A 25,136-nucleotide genomic window follows, 5' to 3' on the forward strand; every position below is an offset into this window, starting at 1 on the left:
GGCCGCTCTTGGCGAAACGGAAGATTTTTCATATGACCCGTGCTATGGAAAGCGCGCCGGCCGGGCTTTGCCCTCGGCACCCATCCCATGACGCTCATCCTCCGGACGTTCATCTTGGGATGGTCACCGGGCGATAGTCGTCTCGCGACGCCGGTCCCATAGCTCAACTGGATAGAGTAGCGGATTTCTACTCCGCGGGTTGCAGGTTCGAGTCCTGCTGGGATCGCCAGTCGCCACGCCAGCGCCATCTTGGCGCCCCGCCACTCGTCCATTTTGAAACATTGCCGTGAACGACAGGGCGTGCGCACCCGAGCTCGCCCTCGTTTGGCGGGCGCGTAGCCATGGCGTTGGGGGGCTCGGTTGGCGAAACATGAGGCATCCCGGTTTCTGGTCAGAATCCTGCGGTCCCGATTCCGCGACCACAAGACGGAGCTGTCCGAGTTGCAGCGTCACATCCGGCGCGGCGACATCGTCTGCGACATCGGCGCCAACAAGGGCAGTTTTCTCTACTGGCTGGCACGGTGGTCGGCGCCGGGGCGGGTCGTCGCCTTCGAGCCCCAGCCGGATCTTGCCGAACGATTGGCGCGGCTCTGCTCCCGGTTCTCGCTCGACAATGTCGTCGTCGAACCGCGCGCCGTCTATTCGTGCTCCAGCAGGAAAACCCTGTTCGTTCCCGAAGGGCATCAGCCCGGAGCTTCGCTGCTCCGGCCCGCCGAGACCTCGAAGGCGATCCAGGTGCAGACGACGTCGCTGGACGACTATCTCCCCGACACCGCAAACGTCTCTGCGATCAAGATCGACGTCGAGGGTGCCGAACTCGACGTACTGCGCGGCGCCGAGCGCACCTTGCGCCGATGCCGGCCGTTGATCGTGGTCGAGTGCGACCGCCGCCTGGCGACGCTCGACAGGGTGAAGGAGACATTCTTGCTCCTGCGGAGTCTCGGCTATCGGGGCCAATTCCTGAGCCGCGGGAGATTGCTTCCGTTGTCTGCCTTCGACCCGGAAATCCATCAGCGCGCCGATGGCGAATGGTTCTGGAAGCGGAAGGACTATTGCAACAACTTCATCTTCAGGAGCGTGCGCGCGCCGACGTCCTGTGACCACGAAGCTTTCCTGGCACCGATCGAAACCACTTCGCCGGGCGCACGAAGTCGTCCTGAAACAGTCCCCCGGCACGTTGCCCAGCATCACATCGACTGATGGGGGTTACCGATGTCCACGTTGCTGAGCTTTATTTTCGAATCCTATTGCCTGAGCTGCCGGGCGATGTTTCCGGAGCTTGATACCGGTCAGCCGACCGTCGCTGAGTAGCGCGCGCCGAGCGGCCGGACTCTCGACCCGAGGTTCAGCCGCGCGGACCCAGCGGTTCTGCTTTGGCTGTTCGCCTGCAACGCAGGATGCCTCGCGTGCATTAAGCTTTCCTCTTCAGCTTAACGCCGGCTTCAATTTGACGCCGACGCCCTTCATCCGCCACGTGCTGGGCGATGGAGTTGAACCATGTTCGAACTAGCCATTTTGACTGCAATCTGTTTCATCGCCACCGTCGCCCTCACGATCATTTACCAGCGGCGCCAGGATGTCCTGTACGGCCCCTACATTACCGATGTCTCGTGGCCGACGGCGCTCCCCGACGACCGCGTCGAAGCGTCGTCATCCTGAGCCTGGACGCACTCCCGGAATGCTCCCGCACAAGCCGTCGCGATCACGCCAGGGAAGAGTGGCGGTGCGGCCGACGCCCGATTTCAGAAGCCGATGCGCCCGCCAGAATCGTTGAGCAGCGCATCGAGCCGGTCCGGGCTCATGCTTTGTCCGCCGGGCATCTCGATGCTGACGCAGGCGGCGCCGAGACGCAGATAGGCATTGGCCGTCAGCAGCGCGTCCTGCGCGCTGCGGCACCTGATGGTAGCGATCGCGCTGGCGCTTTCGGCCCGTACGGTGAAGGACGCTGCGGCCATGAAGGACTGGCTCATCTGTAAGCGGCGGCTGAAATGAAGCCGAAGCTTATTCAGAGGAGCCCGACGGTATCATTGAGGTGGATCAAAGCCGCCAGCCGAAGACTTCGCTAAGCGCCCCCCTCAGCTTCGGTTCAGCGACAGGCTGATGCGGGTGACGATGCCGTCCCAAGCGCGCTCCCAGACCCGGGGGTAGTTGATCAGCACGCAATGCACGTAGCCGCCAACGAAGTTGCAGCGATTGTACCAGACATAGTCGCCCTTGTAGCTCGACACCGCGAAGAATCGCGAGGTGACGCGCTTGTATTGAATATTCGGCGGAGGGTTCTTCCTGGCAAGGAACCGCGCAGGTGACTCCCGCGCGTTATTCGATACCGACTGCACGGTCAGATTGGCGCGGCCGTCGGCAGTCTGGAAGCGTTGGCCGTAGCCCTCGGGTTGGCCCGCCGTGTCGCTGAAGATCGAGACCGGAATGTCGACCGTTGTGCCGGTCTCCGGGATCCTATAGGTGTTCCAGCGAACCGATTGGGCCGTCGCGGCGGTGCTCCAGCAGGCGGCGCACGCAAGCACTGCCATCGCCTTGATGATCGGATTCATGTGTGTCGTCCCGAACGGCTTGAGAACGCGATGACGTTGGATCACTTTCGCGGCCGCGCGAAGGCAATGTCCGACATCAACGGCAGGCGAACGCACGACACCCGCCGAAGTTCATGGCTCCCGCAGGTCCCGTGCTCGGTCGCTTCCATCATTGAACGCGGGAGGGGGCAAGGTTCCGGGTTGCCGCCGGACCGTCACCAGCCATGAGCTCGTTCGTTCCGGTCTCGGAGGGCTGCTCCAGCCTTCGCAAGAAGGCATCCAGTTGCGGCGCGAGTTGCGAGACGACGAACCTCGAGCCTTCCGGGGTGAAATGGATGGTATCCCAGACGATCGGGGTTTCCGCGTCAATCGTCAGCGGACAACGCCTCTTGCTGCAAATCGTGTCGAGAATGGAAACGTATTGAACGAGCGGATACGCGCGGGAGATCTCTCTCAGACGATCGTCCGCCTCGAACGACGCATCTTTCGGCACCAGCGAATTGCCGATCGGGACGTGCGTCTGCTCATGGTTGAACAACGTCGAAGCCAAGGGAACTGGAAACTCGATCGAGGGACCGAGCAGCAGAACGGGAACGCCCGTTTCCTGAGCGACCGCCAGCAGCGCGTTCAAATAACCGTCGACGCGCCGTGCGGGAGGCCGGCCATAGGTTTCGAGATAGGCGCGCCAATTGCCGGAAAGAATGATGGCGTCAAAGCGGTGCGCCTTGATCTGATCGCGCAGCAGCTGATTGACGTCGTTACAGTTTCGCGAGCTGCTCAGCTTGAGCTCGACGAACGGCGGGCAGCCCCCTGACGTGAGCTGCAGAAGATGGTAGGCATCGGACGACAGGTAGCTGCGCAACGCCCAGGCATAATGCGCGGCAAGGCTGTCGCCGGCGAGCAGAATGTTGCGCTTGTTCGCAGCCGGTTTCAGGCACGCCTCGAAATCGTAGGCCGATGCCGGCTCATCGGGCTGCAAGAAGCAGCTGTGCGCACGATAGAACGGCTCCATCGTCCGGGAATCGTACCGGAGCATTCGTGCCTGTGATTGCGGGAAGCGATCGGCGTAGCCGTCATGCGCGACGCCGTGAACTCCGACCGCGACCATGACGGCGGCAATGCCCGCGATCACCGGGGAGCCACGCACGCCACCCCATACCGTTCGTGCGCGCGCAGGCCGCTCGACGATGACGTAGGACAGATAGGCCAGCAGCAGCGAGCACAGCAGGAGTCCAACCGTAGCTGCCGCCGAGGTCGCCACATCCAGCGGCAGCGCGGCCCTGCCGAGGACGAAAACCGGCCAGTGCCAAAGATAGAGCGAGTAGGACAAACGGCCGAGGAATGCTCCGAGCTCACTGAATGGCAGCCCGGGTCTGCCCTTCTCCTGATTGAACGCGACGATGTAGACCGCAGCACCGACACAGGGGACCAGCGCGTGCAATCCCGGGAAGCGGGTCTCTGCGCGGAAGATGACCACGGCAAGCAGCATGGAGACCATGCCCGCGGCCGCGAAGGCCAGGCGCGTCACGCTTCCAACCGGCGACCATCGATGCAGGAAAAACGCAATGCTTCCGATCAGGAACTCCCAGGCCCGCAGCGGGGCGATGTAGAAGGCGGTCGAGGGCGATTGCTTGATCCAAAGCTCGTCGAGCACACACAGCGCGATCGTTCCGAGGATGACCAGCCCGAGCGACGGCTTCGACGTTGGATCGGGAAACAGCCGGCTCCAGAGCCAAGTCACGACCGGAAACAGGAAGTAGAACTGCTCCTCCACCGACAATGACCAGGTGTGGATGAGAACCTTCCCGATCGTTGGTAGATCGAAATAGCCGGTCTGCGACCAGAAGAAGACGTTCGACGAAAACAGCACCGTGGAGATCGCGCTTCCGAAGAACATTCGGTAGTCGCCTGGAGGCGCCAAGAACCACGCGACCATCCCGGTGACGACGATCATCAAATAGAGCGCCGGAAGCAGCCGCCTCGCCCTCCGTTCGTAGAACTCAATGAAGGAAAACGAATCGGATTGAATGCCCGTCCAAATGAGCCGGGAGATCACATAACCGGAGATGACGAAGAAGAGGTCGACGCCGACAAACCCACCGCCAAAGCCCGGCAGCTCGTAATGAAATCCAATGACCGAAACCACGGCTACGGCGCGCAGCCAATCGATGTCCGGCCGGTATTCCAAAACCTTTGTGCGCGTCATGCTGGCAGCCTGGGCGGGCCGTTCGCCCTAACAGGTTACCTGCTGACATGTTCCAAAATGAATTGCAACGTTCAGAAACACACGGAAATACCGTTGTTGGTTGGTGTATCCGAATTGCCGCACCGCCTCAGGAGCCCATCACGCGGGGATGCTGGAGGATAGCGGGCACGGCCGGCGCCCATTCCGCCTGCGGCGTCATCCGCTTCGCATCGGCAGGATTGGCGATCGGTCGCGACATCCCGGTACCGACATGGGGACGGTGATCGAGAGCTCGACAGAGCAGCGAGAACGCGCAGCATCCGTCCAGGCCCACCTTGCGAGCAAGCCAGATCCATGCGCCGCGCTCGCGCGCGCTGCCCAACGCAGCCTTCGACCCGACGGCCGCTCGGGTGTCGGTAACTGCTCAACCTTGGGCCTTCTCTTCTTGCTCAAGCCTAGCAACGCGCCTTCATCACCGAGGGCGGGCATGCCACGCGCGCTTCCTCCATCATGATTCATGAACTGCCCATCATGCTGGCGCCTCAACTGGGCTCGACACGAGACGTCCGTGCGATCCCCGCTCGATGATGGTGGGGCTGTTGTATGATCAGCACACCCGCCAGCGAGATTTCGGCGACCGGCTTCCGTCGTCACCACCCACATGATACCAGTCATGCCAAAGAACCCGGCGAGCGAGTGGCGACATCGCCATCGCCGTTAACACCTCGCCACAAATTGGCCGAGGTCGAGGTGAGCTGCCTCTATACTTAGAGTTGCTTTTGCAACCGCACTGGCGCCGTGGCCCGGACGGTGCTCATCGGCACCGGGCCGCACAGGCTGAGCACGCTCAAACAGCCTCCCTGAAGGAATTAAGCTTAAAAACGTGCGGCGCCGCGTCTCCGCAACCTGGCAACTTCTTTCAACAGCCAAGACGTGCAACAATACTGCACGCAACTAATATCAACCTCAGATTTAATTTACTAATCATTTACTTTCCGCAACTTTGCCCCAAAAACTGCACGATGCTGGGTTCCTCTTTCACAATTAGAACTCTTCTGGGACTCTACAAAAACCACCTCCCAGAAACGGGATCTAACAACCTCGGATATACTTTTCATAACTCACTCTCCGTCTTCGTTTCGCGTACAGAGGTCCCACAATGACAACACTCATCAAGGCTCTCCCGACCCATCTCGAAGAGACCCGTATCGACTCCGAGACGCTGCGCACGATCCTGATGCTCTGCGGCGCCACGGCGTTTGGCTTCATCCTCCACGCCACCTACGGTCTCGATCTCAGCTACGCCTTCTTCTGATTTGATCAGTCAACCGGTCGCGGGCTGGCGACTCTTCATTGCCGGACGCGATCGGCGTCGGTCCCGACTCGCGGGGTTATTGAACAGCCCCGCGCGTCGCCTTTTCGAAGCGCTACGCCCCACGCGAAGAATATGGCAGATGCCGTCAATCACAGGCTTGATCGTGCTTTTGCACAGCCTGGCCGCGCCGCTCCCACAATTCCGCCGCGACGACGCGACACGCTGAGGGTGTTGAGAATTGCGGTTGCTTGAGGACGAGTAGCGTCATGCGTTCACCAGTATATGATCTCTATCAGATGAAGCAGGATCGCCTGCCGAAGGGAGCCCGTTCGGCATGGCTGAGGACAAGGCCGAATGAGCCGCCCCCCATCGCCGATGACTGGGTCTTCGTCGGCAAGGAACGGCATCCGAGCCGGTGGACGGTCGCAGAGATGAATGAAAAAGGCACCTGCTACCGCGAGATTCCGATCTGGCTATCGAGCCGCCGCAGCATGATGGCTGGATCGGCGGCCGAAAACGGCGCTCAGCCGCCGGCCGCCTGAGATTTCATCGGGGGTCGCGGACAAGGCCGCGATACGCGAGGTTCGTCGGCAGCCTCGCCAGCGCAATGAACGAGGTCGGCGGTCCTAAGCGAGTTGGACGCCGTAATAGTCGTCGACCTTGCGCCCCGCCCCGGCATCCCCCCAGTCCCACTCACGCTCGTCGGAATATTTCGGCGCGCCCCGCAGCTGGTTTTCGGTCACGCCGGTAACGTAGCCGCCGAGTCGCGTGTCGTACTTCAGGGATTGCCAGGGCAACGGGTAGTGATCATTGCCAAGCCCGAGGAAACCGCCGAAGCCCAGGACGGCATACGAGACCCGCCCGCTGAGCTTGTCGATCATCACGCGTTCGATGGTGCCGATCTTGGTGTCGTCGGCGCCATAGACGGCCGTGCCTTCGACCTTGTCGCTTCCAATCAGGTTGCCATATTCGCGTTCATCGAGCATCGATGTCACGTGATCCTCCCGGTGCTAATGGATCGATAACGTTCGGCCGTCACCGGCCGTTCCCAAGGGCCTGAAGGGCTCTCAGTCACTCGCCGACGGGTTACTGTCCTGCTCGGGATGACGTGTCGCCTCGCGGGACGGAGCATCGGGAGATGTGGTCCTATGAACCTGCTGCGCACGCTCCTTGTCGGCGGGCTGATCCTCCCCGCGTCCTGTCCTGACGATGCCTTGGCCTTGCTGCGCCATCGGATGGCTCTCCTTGGTTGGTAATCCACGCAGGGCGTCGGATTGGATAGTGCCGACGCCACTCCGATTCGATCGAAAACGACGCGGGCCGCGCCTGTTCGTTCCTCCCTGAGCCAACAGGCCGCAGAGCCGACCAGTGCATCTGGCGCGCGACACGGTGCTTTCAGCGATCCAAATGAAACGTTGGCGGTCTCAGGCCGTTGACCACGTCCCTCGAGAGGAGACACCGCATGGCAGGCGATCGCACAACGTCGATGTCCCGCCGCGAGATGGTCGGAGGCACCGCAACACTTGCGGCCGCATCGCTGACCTCGGCAACAGCGAAAGGACGCGAGACGATGGCCGCAAATTCAACCCCGCCCGAACCGCTCGTGGACCCCAAGGACAAATATCCGAAGCCGCCGTTCGAACACCAGTCGCAGCCCTGGCCGGGTCTTGCGAGCAAGATGTCGCCGCGGCCGGATCACGGTGAGACCAGCTACAAGGGTTCCGGGCGTCTCGCCAGGCGCAAGGCGCTGATCACTGGAGGCGATTCCGGCATGGGACGCGCGGCCGCCATCGCCTACGCGCGGGAAGGAGCCGACGTCGCGATCAACTACTACCCGACCGAGGAGCCGGATGCGCAGGAGGTCATCGCATTGATCGAGGCCGAGGGGCGAAAGGCCGTCGCCATCCCCGGCGATCTGCGCGACGAGGAGTTCTGCCGGCGGCTGGTGCAACAGGCCGTCGAAGCGCTGGGCGGACTCGACATCGTCGTCAACAACGCCGCGCGGCAGCAGGCACGCCAGTCGATCCTGGATGTCTCGTCCGAAGATTTCGACGCGACGATGAAAACCAATATCTATGCCCCGTTCTGGATCATCAAGGCCGCCCTGCCCCATCTGAAGCCGGGATCGGTCATCATCGGCACTTCGTCCGAGCAGGCCTACGATCCCTCTCCCGACCTCTATGACTACGCGCAGACCAAGGCGGCGACCATGAACTACGTGAAGTCCCTGGCCAAACAGCTCGGGCCGAAGGGCATTCGCGTGAACGCCGTCGCTCCCGGGCCGATCTGGACGCCCCTTCAGGTCTCAGGCGGGGCCACTATGGAGAAACTCGAAAAATTTGGTGGTTAGACTCCACTCGGTCGTCCTGGCCAGCCGGTGGAGCTTGGATCGATCTACGTCCAGTTGGCCGCTGCGGACGCGAGCTACGCCAACGGGCAGGTCTATGGGTCTTCGGGAGGGTCCGGGCAGCCCTGAAGCCGCCCGCCTCGCTCAAATGCGGGTGACAGGCTGCGGAAGCGAATACGCTTCCGTATGCACCTGACGGATGGTTGTGAACGCAGCGACAGCCGACGCCAAGCTGAACGCAGTCAGTAGCGCAATGAGAATCGTTCGTGGGGTCATCGGACGCTCCTGCATTCTGATTGGTTACTCGTGCCGCGCAGCCTTCGGCTCGCCGAGCGGCGCAATCTCGCCGTCGAGCCAGTCCTGCTGGAGGGCGAGCGCATTCCAGCCCTGGGCCATGCGCCGATAGCGCCGGAAGGCCGGCTCTTCCTGCGTGCGCTCCGCAAGCTGGAGGCAGTTGTCCGCGTTCTCTCTGAAAAGATCTGATTGTTTCATACAAATTTAGCTGGTGGGCGCCGCGCGCCGATGCAATCGTGTTACACGATATTGATGATCATGGAACTGTCGGCAGTTCTCTATCGAAAGCGGGGAGCAGTACGTTCTGTTCCAAGTTGCAAGATGGTCGTGAGACCGAGCATCACAACGCTCTGCCGTGGTTTGCTGACTCTCTGACCTCTTCCCCTTCGGGATCGCGGCGCAGCCCTGGACTGCATTGTCATCCCGCGCTCCGAACAACGAGGTCCCCGCTGCACCCGCTACTTGCTGCGCTGCGGTCGGAGCGTTGCGGAACTGGCGGGCGCATCGCCCGTCGCTCCCGGGCCGCGGGACTTGGCGGTGGACGACCATGAAGGCGGCCACGACACTGAGTTGAGAATCGTGCTTCTCGTAACCCCTCGGCACGACCAGCGAAGGCTAATCTCTGGCTTGGTTCCGGAAAGGGATGGCTCATCCTCGCAAGAGAGAATGGCTCATCCTCGCAAGAGAGAAAAAGAATTCTGGAACGTTCCGCCTGGAGTGGAGTTGAGCCATTTGTGCCGGCAAATGCCGGTTCCATCAGCCGGAGAAATCGGCCTCCCGGCTTGATTTGATTAGTTGCCGCGGCTTCTATGCCGCCCGTCATAAGTGTCTCAGATTCTTGATGGTAGACGATTCTGACTTGGGGGAACTTGATGAGCGATGATGCTGCTGCCGGTGCGATGCCCATGCGCCAGGGGTTCGGTCGCCACGGCAACGGAGTCGAGGCGGCCGATGCCAGCCAGGATCTGCTCCGCGTCCTCCAGGCCATGCGTTCCGGAGATTTCTCCGTGCGCATGAGCGGCGACTATCTCGGCATCGACGGCAAAATCGCTGACACGTTCAACGAGATCATTGCAGCCAACGAGCGGATGGCGCAGCAGCTCGAGCGCGTCGGCCAGGTCGTGGGACGCGAGGGAAAGACGCGCCAGCGCGTGCGGTTCGGCATCGCCAGCGGCTCCTGGGCGGATATGGAGAGCTCGATCAACACGTTGATCGACGATCTTCTATGGCCCACGCGCGAGGTGACTCGCGCGGTCGCCGCCGTGGCCCAAGGCGACCTCCTGCAGACCGTGAAGCTGGATGTCGATGGCCGGCCTCTGGGCGGCGAGTTCCTGCAGTCGGCGACCATCGTCAATACGATGATCAAGCAGCTCAGCGTCTTCACGTCCGAAGTGACCCGCGTGGCGCGCGAGGTCGGCACCGAGGGCAAGCTCGGCGGACAGGCCCAGGTTCCCGAAGTCACGGGCGTCTGGAAGGACCTGACCGAGAGCGTCAACTCGATGGCCAACAACCTCACCGGCCAGGTCCGCAATATCGCGGAGGTGACGATCGCGGTTGCCAATGGCGACCTGTCGAAGAAGATCACGGTCGACGTGCGTGGTGAAATTCTGCAGTTGAAGGAGGCGATCAACACGATGGTCGACCAGCTGCGCTCGTTCGCGTCGGAGGTGACGCGCGTGGCCCGCGAGGTCGGCACCGACGGCAAGCTCGGCGGTCAGGCCATCGTTCCCGGCGTTGCCGGCACCTGGAAGGACCTCACCGACTCCGTCAACGCGATGTGCGGCAACCTCACCGCTCAGGTCCGCAACATCGCCAACGTCACCACTGCGGTCGCCCGCGGTGACCTGTCACGCAAGATCACGGTCGATGTGCGCGGTGAGATCCTGGAGCTGAAGGACACCATCAACACGATGGTCGACCAGCTCAACGCCTTCGCATCCGAGGTGACGCGCGTGGCGCGCGAGGTCGGCACCGAGGGCAAGCTCGGCGGCCAGGCGCAGGTGCCGGGCGTTGCCGGCACCTGGAAGGATCTCACCGACAACGTGAACTTCATGGCGTCGAACCTGACGGCACAGGTCCGCAACATCGCCGACGTCGCGACCGCCATCGCCAGCGGCGATCTATCAAAGAAGATCACGGTCAACGTCTCCGGCGAGATCCTTCAATTGAAGGAGACGCTGAACACGATGGTCGACCAGCTCAATGCGTTCGCCGGCGAGGTCACGCGCGTGGCGCGCGAGGTGGGCACCGACGGTCGGCTCGGCGGCCAAGCCAACGTGCTCGGCGTTGCCGGCACCTGGAAGGATCTCACCGAGAGCGTCAACTCGATGGCGTCGAACCTGACGGCGCAGGTCCGCAACATCGCCGAGGTGACGACCGCCGTCGCCAACGGCGACCTGTCGAAGAAGATCACCGTCGACGTGCGCGGCGAGATCCTGGAGCTGAAGGACACCATCAACACGATGGTCGACCAGCTCAACGCGTTCGCCGGCGAGGTGACCCGCGTCGCCCGCGAGGTCGGCACCGAGGGCAAGCTCGGCGGGCAGGCCATGGTGCGCGGCGTCGCGGGCACCTGGAAGGACCTGACCGACAGCGTCAACTCGATGGCCTCGAACCTGACCGGACAGGTCCGCAACATCGCGGAGGTCGCCACCGCCGTCGCCAAGGGCGACCTGTCGAAGAAGATCACGGTCAACGTCTCCGGCGAGATCCTTCAGCTGAAGGAGACGCTGAACACGATGGTCGACCAGCTCAACGCCTTCGCCGGTGAGGTGACGCGCGTGGCGCGCGAGGTCGGCACCGACGGCAAGCTCGGCGGCCAGGCCGAGGTGCCCGGTGTGGCCGGCACATGGAAGGACCTCACCGACAGCGTCAACTCGATGGCCGGCAATCTGACGGCGCAGGTGCGCAACATCGCCGAGGTGGCGACGGCCATCGCCGGCGGCGACCTGTCGCGCAAGATCACGGTCGACGTGCGCGGCGAGATCCTGAGTCTCAAAGAGACGCTGAACACGATGGTTGATCAGCTCAACCGTTTCGCGGGCGAGGTGACGCGCGTCGCCCGCGAGGTCGGCACCGAGGGCCGGCTCGGCGGCCAGGCCAACGTGCCCGGAGTCGCCGGCACCTGGAAGGATCTCACCGACAGCGTCAACTCGATGGCCGGCAATCTGACGGCGCAGGTCCGCAACATCGCCGAGGTGACCACGGCGGTGGCGCGCGGCGACCTGTCGCGCAAGATCACCGTCGATGTGAAGGGCGAGATCCTCGAGCTGAAGAACACCATCAACACGATGGTCGATCAGCTCAACGCCTTCGCATCGGAGGTGACGCGCGTGGCGCGCGAGGTCGGCACCGAAGGCAAGCTGGGCGGCCAGGCCGAAGTGCCCGAAGTCGCAGGTACCTGGAAGGACCTCACCGACAGCGTCAACTTCATGGCCTCGAACCTGACCGCGCAGGTCCGCAACATCGCCGAGGTCGCGACCGCGATCGCCGGGGGCGACCTGTCGAAGAAGATCACGGTCGACGTGCGCGGCGAGATCCTGCTGCTCAAGGACACCCTGAACACGATGGTGGAGCAGTTGCGCTCGTTCGCGGCCGAAGTGACGCGGGTCGCGCGCGAGGTCGGCACCGAGGGCCGATTGGGCGGCCAGGCCGTTGTGCCCGGCGTCGGCGGCACCTGGAAGGATTTGACCGACAACGTCAACCTGCTCGCGGCCAATCTGACCACGCAGGTCCGAAACATCGCCGAGGTGACCACGGCAGTGGCGCGCGGCGACCTGTCGCGCAAGATCACCGTCGACGTGAAGGGCGAGATCCTGGAGCTGAAGAACACCATCAACACCATGGTCGATCAGCTCAACGCCTTCGCCGGCGAGGTGACGCGCGTGGCACGCGAGGTCGGCACCGAAGGCAAGCTCGGCGGACAGGCGCAGGTGCCGGGCGTTGCCGGCACCTGGAAAGACCTCACCGATACCGTCAACTTCATGGCCGCGAACCTGACCGAGCAGGTCCGCGGCATCGTCAAGGTCGTGACCGCCGTCGCCAACGGCGATCTCAAGCAGAATCTCACGGTCAAATCGAAGGGCGAGGTCGCAGCGCTCGCCGACACCATCAACAACATGACGGAGACGCTGGCGACCTTCGCCGACCAAGTGACGAGCGTGGCCCGCGAGGTCGGCGTCGAGGGCCGGCTCGGCGGCCAGGCCAACGTGCCCGGCGCGGCCGGCACGTGGAAGGACCTGACCGGCAACGTCAACCTGCTCGCGGCCAACCTGACGTCCCAGGTGCGCGCCATCGCCGAGGTCGCAACGGCCGTGACCAAGGGCGATCTCACCCGCTCCATCCAGGTCGATGCCCGCGGCGAGGTGGCCGAGCTCAAAGACAACATCAATACGATGATCACCAATCTGAGGCTCACCACCGACCTCAACACCGAGCAGGACTGGCTCAAGACGAACCTCGCCAAGTTCACCAACATGCTGCAGGGCCAGCGCGACCTGACCACCGTTGGCCGCCTGCTGCTGACCGAGCTGACGCCGCTGGTGAACGCCCACCGCGGCGTGATCTACCAGGTCGAGACCGAGTCCGCGCCACAGCTGCGCCTGCTCGCCTCATACGCCGATGACGGCATCTATCCTCACCGGACGCACGTCCAGTTCGGTGAGGGGCTGATCGGGCAATGCGCGATCGACAAGCGCCAGCGGCTGGTCTCGGAGATCCCATCCGACGTCATCCCCGTGGGCTCCGCCCTGCTCCGCGCCGTCCCTAAGAACCTCGTGGTGCTGCCGGTGTTGTTCGAGAACCAGGTCAAGGCGGTGATCGAGCTGGCGTCGCTCAGTCCGTTCACGACGTCGCAGATGACGTTCCTCGAGCAGCTCACCGACTCCATCGGCATCGTGCTCAATTCGATCGAAGCCACGATGCAGACCGAGGGACTGCTGAAGCAGTCGCAGCAGCTCGCCGCGGAGCTTCAGACCCAGCAGCGCGAGCTGCAACAGACCAACGAGCAGCTCGAGCAGAAGGCGCAACAGCTCGCCGAGCGCAACGTCGAGGTCGAGCGCAAGAACCAGGAGATCGAGCAGGCCCGCCGCGCGCTCGAGGAAAAGGCGACCGAGCTCGCGCTGACGTCCAAGTACAAGTCCGAGTTTCTCGCCAACATGTCGCACGAGCTGCGCACGCCGCTCAACAGCATCCTGATCCTCGGCCAGCAGCTGACCGAGAATCCGGACGGCAATCTCACCCTCAAGCAGGTCGAGTTCGCCCGCACCATCCATGGCGCCGGCACCGATCTGCTCAATTTGATCAGCGACATCCTCGATCTCTCGAAGATCGAGTCCGGCACCGTGACGGTCGATGCCGAGGAGATCCTCACCACCAACCTCCTGGAGACCGTGGGGCGTCCGTTCCGCCACGAGGCGGAAAATCGCCTGCTCGCCTTCAACATCGACGTCGACCCGAACCTTGCGCGTAGCATCGTCACGGATTCCAAGCGCTTGCAGCAGGTGCTGAAGAATCTGCTCTCGAACGCCTTCAAGTTCACCGCCGAAGGAGGGGTGCGCTTGAAGGTGTCTGCGGCGCTCGGCGGATGGAGCGCAGAACATCCGGTGCTCAACACGGCACCGGCCGTGATCGCGTTCGAAGTCTCGGACACCGGCATCGGCATTCCGCAAGACAAGCAGAAGCTGATCTTCGAGGCGTTCCAGCAGGCGGATGCCGGCACGAGCCGCAAATATGGTGGCACTGGTCTCGGGCTCGCGATCAGCCGCGAGCTCGCCAACCTCCTGGGCGGCGAGATCCACCTCAAGAGCGCCCCCGGCAAGGGCAGCACCTTCACGCTGTATCTGCCGCTCAAATATTCAGGTCCCGCAACGGCGCCGCGCGTCAGTCCGGCATCGCCCGTTCCCTACGTTCAACCTCCAGCCCTACAGCAAGCGGCCGCGCCAGAGCGCGGGATCGAGCCCCCGCCGGACGATCGTCTCGATCTCGAACCCGGCGATACGATCCTGCTCGTGGTCGAGGACGATCCACACTACGCGCGCGTCCTGATCGACCTCGCGCGCGACCGGGGCTTCAAGGTCCTGACCGCCAGCCGCGGCGCCGAGGCGCTGGATCTCGCCAAACAGTATCAACCGGCCGCGATCTCTCTCGACGTCTTCCTGCCGGACATGCTCGGCTGGACCGTTCTGAGCCAGCTCAAGCATAATCCGCTGACGCGGCACATCCCGGTGCAGATCATCACGCTCGACGAAGACCGCCAGCACGCTTTGGCGCGTGGGGCCTTCTCCTTCGTCAGCAAGCCCACGACAACGGAAGGCGTCAGCGCGGCCCTGTCGCAGATCAAGGAATACGCGAAGCCGCGACGCAAGCGGCTGCTGATCGTGGAGGACAACGCGGCCGAGCAGCTCAGCATCCGCCAGCTGTTGGATCACGACGACATCGAGATCATCGCGGCGGATACGGGAGCTGCGGCGCTCGAGACGCTGCGCAGCGCACCGTGCGACTGCGTGGTTCTCGATCTGCGGCTGCCCGACATGAGCGGGTTCGACGTGCTCGATCAATTGCGCTCCGACGAGTTCTTGTCGAGCGTTCCGGTGGTCGTCTTCACCGGGCGGGAATTGTCGGCCGAAGAGGATGCGGAACTGCATACGATGGCGCGGAGCATCGTCGTCAAGGGCGTGGAATCGCCGGAGCGGCTGCTCGACGAGACGTCGTTGTTCCTTCACCGCGTGATTACGGAACTGCCGCTCGAGAAGCAGCGCATGCTCGAGAAGCTGAACAGTTCCGACGAGGATCTGATCGGCAAGACGGTGCTGCTGGTCGACGACGACGCCCGCAACATCTTTGCTCTTTCCAGCGTGCTGGAACGCCGCGGCATGAAAGTGCTGACGGCCACCACCGGGAGCGAAGCGATCGACCTGGTGCAGAGCAATCCCGCGATCGCGATCGTCCTCATGGACATCATGATGCCGCAGATGGATGGTTATCAGACGATCGGCGTCATTAGGCAAAACCCCGCCTTCGTCCGGCTCCCCATCATCGCGTTGACCGCGAAAGCCATGAAGGGAGACCGCGAAAAGTGTCTCGAAGCTGGCGCCTCCGATTATCTGGCAAAACCCGTCAACACCGAGCAGCTGCTTCTTGCGATCCGCATGTGGCTGCACCGCTGAACGGCTCATCATGATGGAACATGCGAAGGTCAACATCCTCTTGGTCGACGATCAGCCGGCGAAGCTGCTGGCCTACGAGGTCATCCTGAAGGAACTCGGCGAAAACCTCGTAGTCGCCACGTCTGGTCGCGAGGCGCTCGAAATTCTGCTGAAGAACGAGATCGCGGTGATTCTCGTCGACGTCTGCATGCCTGAGCTCGACGGCTTCGAGCTGGCGCAAATGATCCGTGAGCATCCGAGGTTCCAGAAGATTGCGATCATCTTTATCTCCGCCATCCAGGTGAGCGACTTCGATCGCCTTCGTGGCTATGAGATGGGCGCCGTCGACTACGTGCCGGTCCCTGTCGTGCCGGAGGTGCTGCGCGCCAAAATCAAGGTTTTTGCCGAGCTCTATCGCAAGACACGCGAGCTCGAACATCTGAACCTTGAGCTGGAGGACCGGGTACGGGCCCGCACCGCCGAGCTTGAGCGATCGACAGCAAAGCTCGTCGAGAGCGAGCAGCGTCGGAGCATGGCGATCGCGGCCGGCAGGATGGGCTCGTGGGACTGGGACGGTGTCAATGGCGACTGGATGTGGGACGAGGGGCAGTACCGCATCTTCGGCGTCACGCCGCAGAACTTCGAGCTGAACACCGTGAACATCATGGCGCTGCTGCACCGGGAGGATGCCGAGCGCGCCCGCCAGGTGGTCGCGGAATTCAGCCGTGGCGCGACGTCGTATGAGGCTGAGTTCCGGATCCACCGGCCCGATGGCGAAGAGCGGTGGTGCGTGGGAACGGCCGCGGCGACCACCGACAGGACCGGCCGCGTGGTCCGCGTCAGCGGGGTCACGATCGACATCACTGAGCGCAAGCGCGCCGAGGAACGCCAGAACCTGCTGACCCGCGAGGTCGATCATCGTGCCAAGAATGCGCTGACCTTGGCTCAGTCGATCGTTCGCCTGACCAAAGCCGACAGCGTGAAGACCTATGTCAACGCGGTAGAGGGGCGCATCAGCGCACTGGCCCGCGTTCACACCATCCTCTCGCTATCAAGCTGGGAAGGTGCGAAAATAGGTAGGTTGGTGGCCGAAGAGCTCGCGCCCTATGCAACCGGCGGCCAAGTCGCCTTTGACGGCGTCGATCTGCAGCTTGAGCCTGCGACCGCGCAGACGCTGGCGCTGGCGCTGCACGAGCTGGTGACAAACTCGGCCAAATACGGCGCGCTGTCGGTCCGCTCCGGGCATCTCTCGGTCAAATGGAGCATCGAGGATGAGCGCCTGGATCTGATCTGGATTGAAACCGGCGGTCCCTTGGTGCGCGCGCCGACCTCGCGCGGCTTCGGCACGCGCAGCCTGATGGCCAGTGTGGAAAGCCAGCTCGGTGGGCGCGCCTCGTTCGACTGGCGTCCCGAGGGATTGGTGTGCCGGCTGGTCGTCCCGCTCCGCCCCGGCGCGACCCCGCCGGAGATCACGAGCCCTTGCGCAACGGCGGCGCCGGGCGACGCACGACAACGGGCTGCTGGCTGACCGCTCCGGATAGCTCAGGCCATGTCGCGCGAGATCCGGACCGGGATCGACTTGGCGGCGGGCACCTTGCTCCCTTCCGCGTAGTGCCATAGCGGAATCAATCCGTTGCATTCGGGGTAGTAGGCCGCAACGCTGTAGCGCGGAATGTCGAACGCCACTGCCTGGAGCCCGCCCAGCGAGCGCTCCACGCCGTCATCGGCCTCGGTCGAGAGCCGAACCGGCTCGCCCTGCTTGATGCCCAGATCAGCCATGTCGCTCGCGTTCATGAAGACGATCTGACGGCCACCGGTGACGCCGCGAAACCGGTCGTCCTCGTTGTAGATGGTGGTGTTGAACTGGCCGTCGGCGCGCAAGGTCATCAGCTGGTAAACGCCATTGCCTTCCTCCGGCGGATTGAGCGCCGCCTTGGGCACGGTGAAGTTCGCCTTGCCGGTCGGCGTCTTCCATTTGCGTTCGCGGGCACCAAGCGGCCGCGGAAAGCCGCCGGGCTCAAACAGGCGCTTGTTGAAGTCTTTGAACTGCTCGGGATAGGTCCGCTCGATCGCGTCTCTGACGCGCGCGTAGTCGCCCACCCAGGCATCCCAATCGACGCGCGGATTTGGCTTCAGGGTGGCCTTGGCGAGACCGGCGACAATGGCTGGTTCCGACAACAGGGTCTCTGCGACGGGTTGGCGCTGCCCGCGCGAGCCGTGAATGCAGGTGGTGGAGTCCTCCATCGAGACCGCCTGATCTCCGCCTGCCTGCCGGTCGATTTCGATGCGGCCGAGGCACGGCAGCAGATAGGTCACCTCGCCTGGGACGATGTGGCTGCGATTGAGCTTGGTTGCGATCTGCACCGACAGCCGCAGCTTCGACCACGCCGGCTCCATCAGCGAGCGTTCAGGGACGGCGCGCAGGAAGTTACCGCCGAGACTGACGAAGCCCTTGACGTCCCCCTTGATGATGCCTTGGCAGGCATCGACCGTGCTGAGACCGTCCCAACGCGGCGGCTCGAACGAATAGAGCTCGGCAAGCTTGTCGAGCGGCACCAACTTGGTCTTCTCGGAGATGCCGACGGTGCGTTGCCCCTGAACGTTGGAATGGCCACGAACCGGCGAGATGCCGGCCCCCGGCTTTCCGATGTTGCCGCGTAACAGCAGCAGGTTGACAATCATCTTCGCGGTTTCGACGCCATGCCGATGCTGGGTTATTCCCATCCCATAATTGGCGATCACGGCGTGCGAGCCTGCATAGACCTTGGCAGCCTCCAGAATGGCGCCGCGCGTGAGGCCGGAGGAGCGTTCGATATCGCTCCACGACGCCTGCCGGCAGCAGGTTGCGAAAGCTTCGAAGCCGGACGTGTGCCGCTCGATGAAGGCGACATCGAGCACGGGCGGGCTCTTGGTCGCGACCGCGGCATCATCCGCCTCGATCACGGCCTTGCACAATCCGAGTAGCGCCGCACCATCGCCGCCAATGCGCAGCTGATGATACTGCGTGCTGATCCGCGTTCCCCCCGTCAGCACCATTTGAATGGGATTTTGCGGATTGGTGAAGCGCTCCAGCCCACGCTCCCGCAGCGGATTGAACGTGATGATGGGCACGCCGCGTTGTGCCGCCTTCTGCAACGGATGCAGCATGCGCGGCGAGTTGGTGGTCGTGTTCTGGCCGAAGAAGAAGAAGCAATCCGCCTTGTCGAAATCCTCAAGGAGCACCGTACCGACGGGGACGCCAATCACCTCCGGCAGAGCAACTGATGTGGATTCGTGGCACATGTTGGAGCTGTCGGGAAAATTGTTGGTGCCGTACATGCGGCCGAAAAGCTGATACATGTAGCTCGTCTCGAGCGAGGCCCGGCCCGACGTGTACATGACGACCGAGCGTGGATCGAGCCTGTTCAACTCCGCCCCGATGTCGCGAAGGGCCTCGTCCCAGCTCACGGCAACATAGCGATCCGCCGCAGCGTCATAGCGCATGGGATGAGCAAGACGCCCCTGCTCTTCGAGCTGATGATCCGACCAGGATCGCAATTCTGTCAGACTGTGCCGAGCAAAGAACTCCGGTCCGACTGTCTTGCCGGTGATTTCCCACGCGGTCGCCTTGGCGCCATTCTCGCAGAATTCGAACGGGTGCGGCTTTGCCGGCCTGGCCCAGGAGCAGCTGACGCACATGAAGCCGCCTGGCTTGTTCTGTTTCAACAGGATCTCGCTGCCAAGCAGGGTCACCTCCTCCTGCGTCAGGATGCTGGCGACCGCGTGCACCGAACCCCATCCGCCGGCCGGAGCCCTGTAGTCCTGGATTTTTGCTTTCTCGCTCACGACGCTCTCCGCGGCCTGTTCAAAAGCGGCAAACCCGGGATGAGCAGCGAAGTTCCGATTCCTCACTGAACGTTGCGAGGCTATCGTCGAAGTCCCGCGGGCGAAGGTCCGCGCTAGGAATTGGGAACGACCCGGCCCGCCTCGAGTCATTTCCATGCCTCTGGCGGCGTTCCCCCATCTCGCTGGAGGCACTCCGTGTGGACTGCGGCCCGGCGTTCGACCCCTCGGGCGCTGGGCCCGTCCCACTGAGGTAGCCGGGTTTTCTCCCGGCTTCCGATCTCAGCATCAAGCCGCGCTGCGCTTGAGATGGCGGCCTTCCTTGACCTCTTCGATGATCTTGGCGCTGAAGGCTTCCAGATCTCCGGGATTGCGCGAGGTGATCACGCCCTGATCGACCACGACCTCCGCGTCCTGCCAATGCGCGCCGGCATTGGCAACGTCCGTCTTGATCGATTTGTAGGACGTCATCTTTCGCCCCTTGGCAATTCCGGTCTCGATCAGGAGCCACGGCGCATGACAGACCGCCGCAACGATCTTCTTGGCTTCAAAGATCTCCTTGATGAACCGCAGCGCCTTCGGCTCGAGCCGCAGCAGATCCGGATTGATCTGACCGCCCGGCAGCACGACGGCGTCGTAGTCCGAAGCAGACGCCTGGTCCAACGTCTTGTCGACCTTGACGGTCCGTCCCCAGTCCTTCTCATCCCAGCCCTTGATCTCGCCCGGCGCGAGCGAGATGATCTCGACGGTCGCGCCCGCCTGCTTGAGACGATCGCGCGGCACTTCGAGCTCGGATTGCTCGAACCCGTTGGTTGCGAGGATCGCGATCTTCTTTCCCTTGATATCCATTGGACTCTCCTGGCCATTCGACACCGCCGGCAACCTCGCGCCGGCCTCCATGTTCCGCCTGGCAGGCCAGGCGGATCGTCACAACTGGTCGATCGAGTCAGCGCTCGCCTGGGTGGAACCAGCCTGCCTATGGCGCCGTTTGTTTGGACGTCCCTGCCTTGAATGGATGGGCGGCGTCGAGCGGCACGGCATCGCTGCATCGGCGGATCGCAATCTGGAGGCGCTCGTGCCCTACGCATTGTTTGAGAATGACGAACAGATGACCCGCCCGTTTCGCACCGAGCGCGAGGTCTGGGAGGCCGCGGAACAGGCCGATCTCATCACGCTCGGCACGCATGGCGAGAAAATCCTCGACAACAATTTCGAGATCAAATCATGCGAGGCCACACCGGAAGAGCTTACCGCCGCGCCGCCGGACATCGTATTGCCCGAAGCTCACACGCCCGATGCTGATCGAGGGAGCCGGACTACCGACCAATCTTTCTCCTCACCGGCCAAATTGAAGATGCGGACGTCCTCATGACCCGGCGCAGGTTGGCATTTGCGGCTCAGGTGATCGTCGGCCATGTCGGTTCCTGGCCTGATCATCGGACTACGGACGAGCGGCGGATCGCTCGGCCTTACCGCCAGCCTCTCATGCGCGCCGGGCGCCGCGCTGCTTGCGAGGCAGTCGGCTCGCTTCCTCCAGCTTGAGCCGCTCTCGCTGTTGCCGCAGCCGGTCAAGCGTCTCCAACATGTGGTGCAAAAGCACTTCGGCGGCCGCCGTCGAGGCCCGAGCTCGCCGTAGCTGCACGATTTCACGGCGCTGCCGCCCGACCCGGAGACGCATACGGTCGATTTCGGCTCGAACCACACATAGATCGCGCATGAAGCACCCGAGCAAGAGTAGGATCGCACAATAGAACAAAATAGGAACACTTTGCAAGCTTTCCCGTTGAAGCCGGGCAACAACGGGAGATCCCCATGGCCGAACAGCTGCAGAAAGATCCCGAGGACTGGGTTTCCGGAGCCGATCCGATGACGGATGCCCAAGCTTCCTACTTGAGAACGCTCAGCGAGCAGGCTGGCCGATCCGATCCCACGCGAGCGGAGATGACGAAGGCTGAAGCGTCCGAACTGATTGATGAGATGAGACGCGCCGCAGGGTTGGATTGAACCGGACGTATTCGACTCACCAGGACGATGGGCCGGCAGATCGGTATTCCAATGTTGGCGATGCCGGTCCGAAGCTGTCGCGAATCAGAAATCGGTCGTTTAGTCTCCGCAGCATTTCGCGGGAGTCCACCATGGTTGCGGACAGTGACAGCAAGGTTGCCTGGCATCGCGCCCAGCTCAAAAAGAATCGCGCGACCTTGAAACAGATCGAGACGGCGCGGTTCACGGTGGGCGAGAGCGCCGATGCGAAGGCGCTTGAACACACCAAGCGGCAGGTTGCGGAACTCCAGGTCAAGATCCGCGAATCCGAGCACCTCATCGCTCAGCACGACAAGCAGACGCGACGCCCGCTGGCGACCGACCTGCGAAGCCTCTCGAATGTCGCTTGGCGTAACTGGACCGGCAATGGCCCGCGCTGAGGGCTCGCTGCCATTCAGTCCACGATTTTCTGATGCACGCCTCCAGGCTGTTGCATAACCGTAGACACATTCGACGGCTGTGATTTGCCAACCGTCGGCGCCCAGCGCTTCAGTCGCTCATCGCTCCTGCTGATTGCATCGAGGTCGATGCGTCCTTCCGCCAGAGCCTCCTTGGCGCAGGCGAGCGCGCGGTGGAACTGGGTGCCGTCATAGGCCACCAGCAACAGATCGGCGCCGCCGTTGAGAGCCTCCACGACAGCTTTGCAGAGATCGCGGCCGTAGATCGCCCCCATCACGATATCATCCGTCACGATCACGCCCGGATAGTTCCAGCGGCCGCGAATGAGTCCCTCGAGCACGGCTTTGGAATGTGAGGCAGGCCGCTCTGGATCGATCGCATCGACCGTCACGTGACCGACCATCATTGCCGCGTGCGAGCCCTGCAGCACCTGTCGGAACGGCCGCCAATCCGACCGTTCCAAGACATCTGCCGGCGTGCCGAGCTGTGCCGAGAAATGATGCGTATCGGCTGCGACGCGCCCCAGACCAGGGAAATGCTTGACGGCCGCGCGGACACCGCTTGCTTCCAGGCCACGGACGTAACCGAGCGCAATGTCGCCAACCACCGCGGGATCGTTGGAGATCGCGCGGCGGCCGATCAAGGTGTGAAAGTCCAGTCGGTTGCGTGTCCAGCTCGGGCGAAGGTCGACGACCGGAGCCAAATTGAAGGTGATGCCGGCAGCCGCGAGAGCCTCACCCTGGGCGCGCCCCATCGCGAACGCATCCTGCGCGCGCCGCGAGGCCGGCAGATCGGCCAGCGTTGCGAGGCCGGGCATGTTCGGCAGGGTCGGAGACAGGTGTGCGACGGCGCCTCCCTCCTGATCCGCCGCAACCAGCAGAGGCGGCAGCCCGGCACTCCGGCGCGCGTCCTGCAATCGCGCCATCTCGGCGCGCAGCTGAAGCTCGGTCCGGCCGCGGATGTTGTGGTGTGTCACATAGACGCCCGCGATCAACCCCTGCCGGGCCAACGCGGCTGCGTCATCGACGGCCGTGTAACCGACGATGAAATGCCGGCCGAGCAAATGCGCCACGTCGGGGGGCGTCCGGAACGTCTCGTACTTGCGCCAGGCAAACATGAACTGCGTCGACGTCAGCATGATCAGCGGAACGCACCATGCTACGACCAGAGCGCGTCCGGCGGGCCCCCGCCGCCACCGACCGCCGAGCATCAGCAGCAGCGGAACGGCAAGCCCGATGAGGAGCAGGGCTGCGTGGCCGCTGCCCCGCAGCCGAACCAGATAGGGCTCGTTGCTGTTCAGCGTGACGAAAATGAAGAGCAGAGCAAGGATCCAGAGAACCGCGGTCCTGATACGTCCGAGCATGTGTGCAGCCGATCATCCGAGGGGAAAGACGGCCATTGCCGTAACAATCACGTTTTCCCTGCGCCAGATGTGGAATCGCGTCTGCACGAAATCTGCAAACAAATCCTGAAATGCTGCAGATCCCCTCGTGAGCTGCTGCATGGGCAGGCGTCATGCTTGGCTCATCGGCTTGTGCCTCCCGGCCCGAACGATGACCCAAACCAAGGATTCCTCCATGACGACTCTCGCCGAGCCGACGGCTGCGCCCGTCGCGCCCGATTCCATGTGGCTCAAATTCGCCATCACTGCCGGTCTCGTCGGCCTCGCCGACACGCTGCTCTACAACGGCCGGCCGATCGGCCTGGCATTCCCGCTGTTTTTCGCCGCGCTCGCCGCGGCGAGCATTCTCGCCAATCTTGCCAAGACCGATCGAAACCGTCTGGTCGGAGCTGCAGTTCTCTTCGTTGCCGGCCTGGCTCCCGCCATCGAGGAGCTGAACCTGCTTTCTTTTCCTGTCCTGCTGCTCACGACGCTGTCGGCTATCACGCTGGCGACCAACCGATCCGCGCGCGGCTTCCGGCTTCCGCTGACCGCCGCGCGGCAGTTGCTCCTGATCGGGCCGTTTCGACTGATACCTGATGCGATCGTGACGCTGCGCACGAACATGATCACGCGAACTCTCGTTGTCTGGAGCATCCCGCTGGCACTCGGCTGCGTGTTCTTGGCTCTGTTCGCAGCAGCCAATCCGGTCATTGAGCGGTGGTTCGCCGTCCTCAGTCCCGAGCGCGTCGCCTCCCAACTCACGATGGGGCACGCGATCTTCTGGCTCGTGACGTTGTCCATGGTCTGGTCATTCGTCAACCTTCGCTGGCGCGAGCGGACCACGACCTCGAGCCCGCCGATCGAAAGCGAGCCCGATCAGCCGTCAATCCTGACGACCGTGCTCGGCCCTGAAACCGTGATCCGGGCGCTGATCCTGTTCAACATCCTGTTTGCCCTCCAGACGGCGCTCGACGGCGCATATCTGTGGGGACGTGCTGCGCTTCCGGACGGCATGACCTATGCGACCTATGCGCACCGAGGCGCCTACCCCTTGATCGTCACGGCGCTGCTCGCGGCTGCCTTCGTCATCGTCGCCGTCCGCTCCAAGACCACGGCAAACGAGTCGCGACTGGTCCGGCCGCTGGTCTATCTCTGGGTGGCTCAGAACGTGATGCTGGTCGTGTCCTCGATTCAACGGCTTCACATGTATATCGAGACTTATGCTCTGACCTATTGGCGAATCGCGGCCCTGATATGGATGATCCTGGTCGCGATCGGCCTGATCCTCATCGTGCTCAGGATCGCTCTCGACAAGTCCAACGCATGGCTGATCCGTATGAACCTGCTGGTGCTCTCGGCGACCATCTACGGCTGTGCGCTGATCAATTTCGACCGGCCGATCGCAGACTTCAATGTCTCCCATAGTCGTGAGGCGGGACAGAGCGGCCCTCTCATCGACGGCTCCTATCTCGTCTGGCTCGGGCCCGAGGCACTGCCGGCCATCGAGCGGGCGATGCTGTTGCGACCGACGGACCGAGGGCTGGCCAGCGACCGTGATCGGCTCCTTGAGCAACAGGAAAGCAGCATGGCGTCCTGGCGATCCTGGAGTTTTCGCGGCTGGCGCCTGCAGCGCTATCTCGATACACATCCTGTGTCGCAGAAACCAAGCTGATG

18 protein-coding genes, 1 tRNA gene and 2 pseudogenes are annotated in these 25,136 nt (G+C 63.1%); 12 read left to right on the forward strand and 9 right to left on the reverse strand.

Annotated features, from left to right (window positions below):
• Window positions 1-152 precede the first annotated feature (152 nt).
• From QW861_RS09500 to QW861_RS09510, 3 genes and pseudogenes are all read left to right on the forward strand, one after another.
• Window positions 153-229 (forward strand) — tRNA-Arg (locus QW861_RS09500).
• 131 nt (window positions 230-360) lie between these two features.
• Window positions 361-1,095 (forward strand): annotated as a pseudogene (locus QW861_RS09505) (FkbM family methyltransferase); the annotation flags it as partial.
• A gap of 402 nt (window positions 1,096-1,497) precedes the next feature.
• Window positions 1,498-1,659: a hypothetical protein gene (locus QW861_RS09510; protein WP_316172794.1), complete on the forward strand. Its 162-nt coding sequence runs from the start codon at window positions 1,498-1,500 to the stop codon at window positions 1,657-1,659.
• Between the two features lie 83 nt (window positions 1,660-1,742).
• On the opposite strand, the gene QW861_RS09515 is transcribed toward QW861_RS09510, so the two are convergent.
• From QW861_RS09515 to QW861_RS09530, 4 genes are all read right to left on the reverse strand, one after another.
• Window positions 1,743-1,955, reverse strand: coding sequence for a hypothetical protein (locus QW861_RS09515; RefSeq protein ID WP_315711835.1), 213 nt, complete (start codon window positions 1,953-1,955; stop codon window positions 1,743-1,745).
• A gap of 120 nt (window positions 1,956-2,075) precedes the next feature.
• Complete coding sequence (locus QW861_RS09520) at window positions 2,076-2,549, reverse strand: hypothetical protein (RefSeq protein ID WP_316172795.1); 474 nt, start codon at window positions 2,547-2,549, stop codon at window positions 2,076-2,078.
• A 148-nt stretch (window positions 2,550-2,697) separates the two neighbouring features.
• The gene (locus tag QW861_RS09525; protein ID WP_316172796.1) at window positions 2,698-4,734 is read right to left on the reverse strand and encodes an acyltransferase family protein; all 2,037 of its coding nucleotides are present in this window, start codon (window positions 4,732-4,734) and stop codon (window positions 2,698-2,700) included.
• Window positions 4,735-4,861: 127 nt separating this feature from the next.
• Complete coding sequence (locus QW861_RS09530; protein ID WP_316172797.1) at window positions 4,862-5,095, reverse strand: hypothetical protein; 234 nt, start codon at window positions 5,093-5,095, stop codon at window positions 4,862-4,864.
• Window positions 5,096-5,872: 777 nt separating this feature from the next.
• On the opposite strand from QW861_RS09530, the gene QW861_RS09535 reads away from it, so the two are divergent.
• Together QW861_RS09535 and QW861_RS09540 are read left to right on the forward strand one after the other, a co-directional pair.
• Entirely contained in the window at window positions 5,873-6,028 is a 156-nt protein-coding gene (locus tag QW861_RS09535) for a hypothetical protein (RefSeq protein ID WP_316192960.1), read from the forward strand.
• A gap of 266 nt (window positions 6,029-6,294) precedes the next feature.
• Window positions 6,295-6,570, forward strand: coding sequence for a hypothetical protein (locus QW861_RS09540; RefSeq protein ID WP_315712614.1), 276 nt, complete (start codon window positions 6,295-6,297; stop codon window positions 6,568-6,570).
• 84 nt (window positions 6,571-6,654) lie between these two features.
• On the opposite strand, the gene QW861_RS09545 is transcribed toward QW861_RS09540, so the two are convergent.
• Window positions 6,655-7,014 carry a PRC-barrel domain-containing protein gene (locus QW861_RS09545; protein WP_315827632.1) on the reverse strand — a complete coding sequence of 120 codons (360 nt, stop codon included), beginning with the start codon at window positions 7,012-7,014 and terminating at the stop codon, window positions 6,655-6,657.
• A 476-nt stretch (window positions 7,015-7,490) separates the two neighbouring features.
• Between QW861_RS09545 and QW861_RS09550 the strand changes: the two are divergent.
• A pseudogene (locus tag QW861_RS09550) lies at window positions 7,491-8,504 on the forward strand (SDR family oxidoreductase).
• A gap of 171 nt (window positions 8,505-8,675) precedes the next feature.
• Here QW861_RS09550 and QW861_RS09555 read toward each other — a convergent pair.
• Window positions 8,676-8,867 carry a hypothetical protein gene (locus QW861_RS09555; RefSeq protein ID WP_315711826.1) on the reverse strand — a complete coding sequence of 64 codons (192 nt, stop codon included), beginning with the start codon at window positions 8,865-8,867 and terminating at the stop codon, window positions 8,676-8,678.
• A gap of 707 nt (window positions 8,868-9,574) precedes the next feature.
• Between QW861_RS09555 and QW861_RS09560 the strand changes: the two genes are divergently transcribed.
• Window positions 9,575-15,835, forward strand: coding sequence for a HAMP domain-containing protein (locus QW861_RS09560; protein ID WP_409977885.1), 6,261 nt, complete (start codon window positions 9,575-9,577; stop codon window positions 15,833-15,835).
• Between the two features lie 13 nt (window positions 15,836-15,848).
• Complete coding sequence (locus QW861_RS09565; RefSeq protein ID WP_315712612.1) at window positions 15,849-17,342, forward strand: HWE histidine kinase domain-containing protein; 1,494 nt, start codon at window positions 15,849-15,851, stop codon at window positions 17,340-17,342.
• 14 nt (window positions 17,343-17,356) lie between these two features.
• Here QW861_RS09565 and QW861_RS09570 read toward each other — a convergent pair whose 3' ends face one another.
• On the reverse strand, window positions 17,357-19,639 hold the full coding sequence (locus QW861_RS09570) for an FdhF/YdeP family oxidoreductase (RefSeq protein ID WP_316192961.1): 2,283 nt from the start codon (window positions 19,637-19,639) through the stop codon (window positions 17,357-17,359).
• A 285-nt stretch (window positions 19,640-19,924) separates the two neighbouring features.
• Window positions 19,925-20,485: a type 1 glutamine amidotransferase domain-containing protein gene (locus tag QW861_RS09575; RefSeq protein ID WP_315711823.1), complete on the reverse strand. Its 561-nt coding sequence runs from the start codon at window positions 20,483-20,485 to the stop codon at window positions 19,925-19,927.
• Here QW861_RS09575 and QW861_RS09580 point away from each other — a divergent pair.
• The 3 genes from QW861_RS09580 to QW861_RS09590 all read left to right on the forward strand — a co-directional run bounded on the left by QW861_RS09580 (window position 20,475) and on the right by QW861_RS09590 (window position 22,059).
• A complete protein-coding gene (locus QW861_RS09580; RefSeq protein ID WP_315751075.1) occupies window positions 20,475-21,008 on the forward strand; it encodes a hypothetical protein in 534 nt (177 codons plus the stop codon). The two genes, QW861_RS09575 and QW861_RS09580, sit on opposite strands and share 11 nt — an antisense overlap.
• A 440-nt stretch (window positions 21,009-21,448) precedes the next feature.
• On the forward strand, window positions 21,449-21,640 hold the full coding sequence (locus QW861_RS09585) for a DUF3072 domain-containing protein (protein WP_315751073.1): 192 nt from the start codon (window positions 21,449-21,451) through the stop codon (window positions 21,638-21,640).
• 131 nt (window positions 21,641-21,771) lie between these two features.
• Window positions 21,772-22,059, forward strand: a complete 288-nt coding sequence (locus tag QW861_RS09590) for a hypothetical protein (protein ID WP_315751129.1) — start codon at window positions 21,772-21,774, stop codon at window positions 22,057-22,059.
• A gap of 14 nt (window positions 22,060-22,073) precedes the next feature.
• Here the strand turns inward: QW861_RS09590 and QW861_RS09595 are convergent, their stop codons facing one another.
• Window positions 22,074-23,441, reverse strand: coding sequence for a glycoside hydrolase family 3 N-terminal domain-containing protein (locus tag QW861_RS09595; RefSeq protein ID WP_315751071.1), 1,368 nt, complete (start codon window positions 23,439-23,441; stop codon window positions 22,074-22,076).
• A gap of 214 nt (window positions 23,442-23,655) precedes the next feature.
• Between QW861_RS09595 and QW861_RS09600 the strand changes: the two genes are divergently transcribed.
• On the forward strand, window positions 23,656-25,134 hold the full coding sequence (locus tag QW861_RS09600) for a DUF4173 domain-containing protein (protein WP_315751069.1): 1,479 nt from the start codon (window positions 23,656-23,658) through the stop codon (window positions 25,132-25,134).
• Window positions 25,135-25,136: the final 2 nt, after the last annotated feature.

Origin of the sequence: Bradyrhizobium sp. SZCCHNRI1029, assembly GCF_032487555.1 — a bacterium.
In the GTDB taxonomy this organism is placed as follows: Bacteria; Pseudomonadota; Alphaproteobacteria; order Rhizobiales; family Xanthobacteraceae; genus Bradyrhizobium.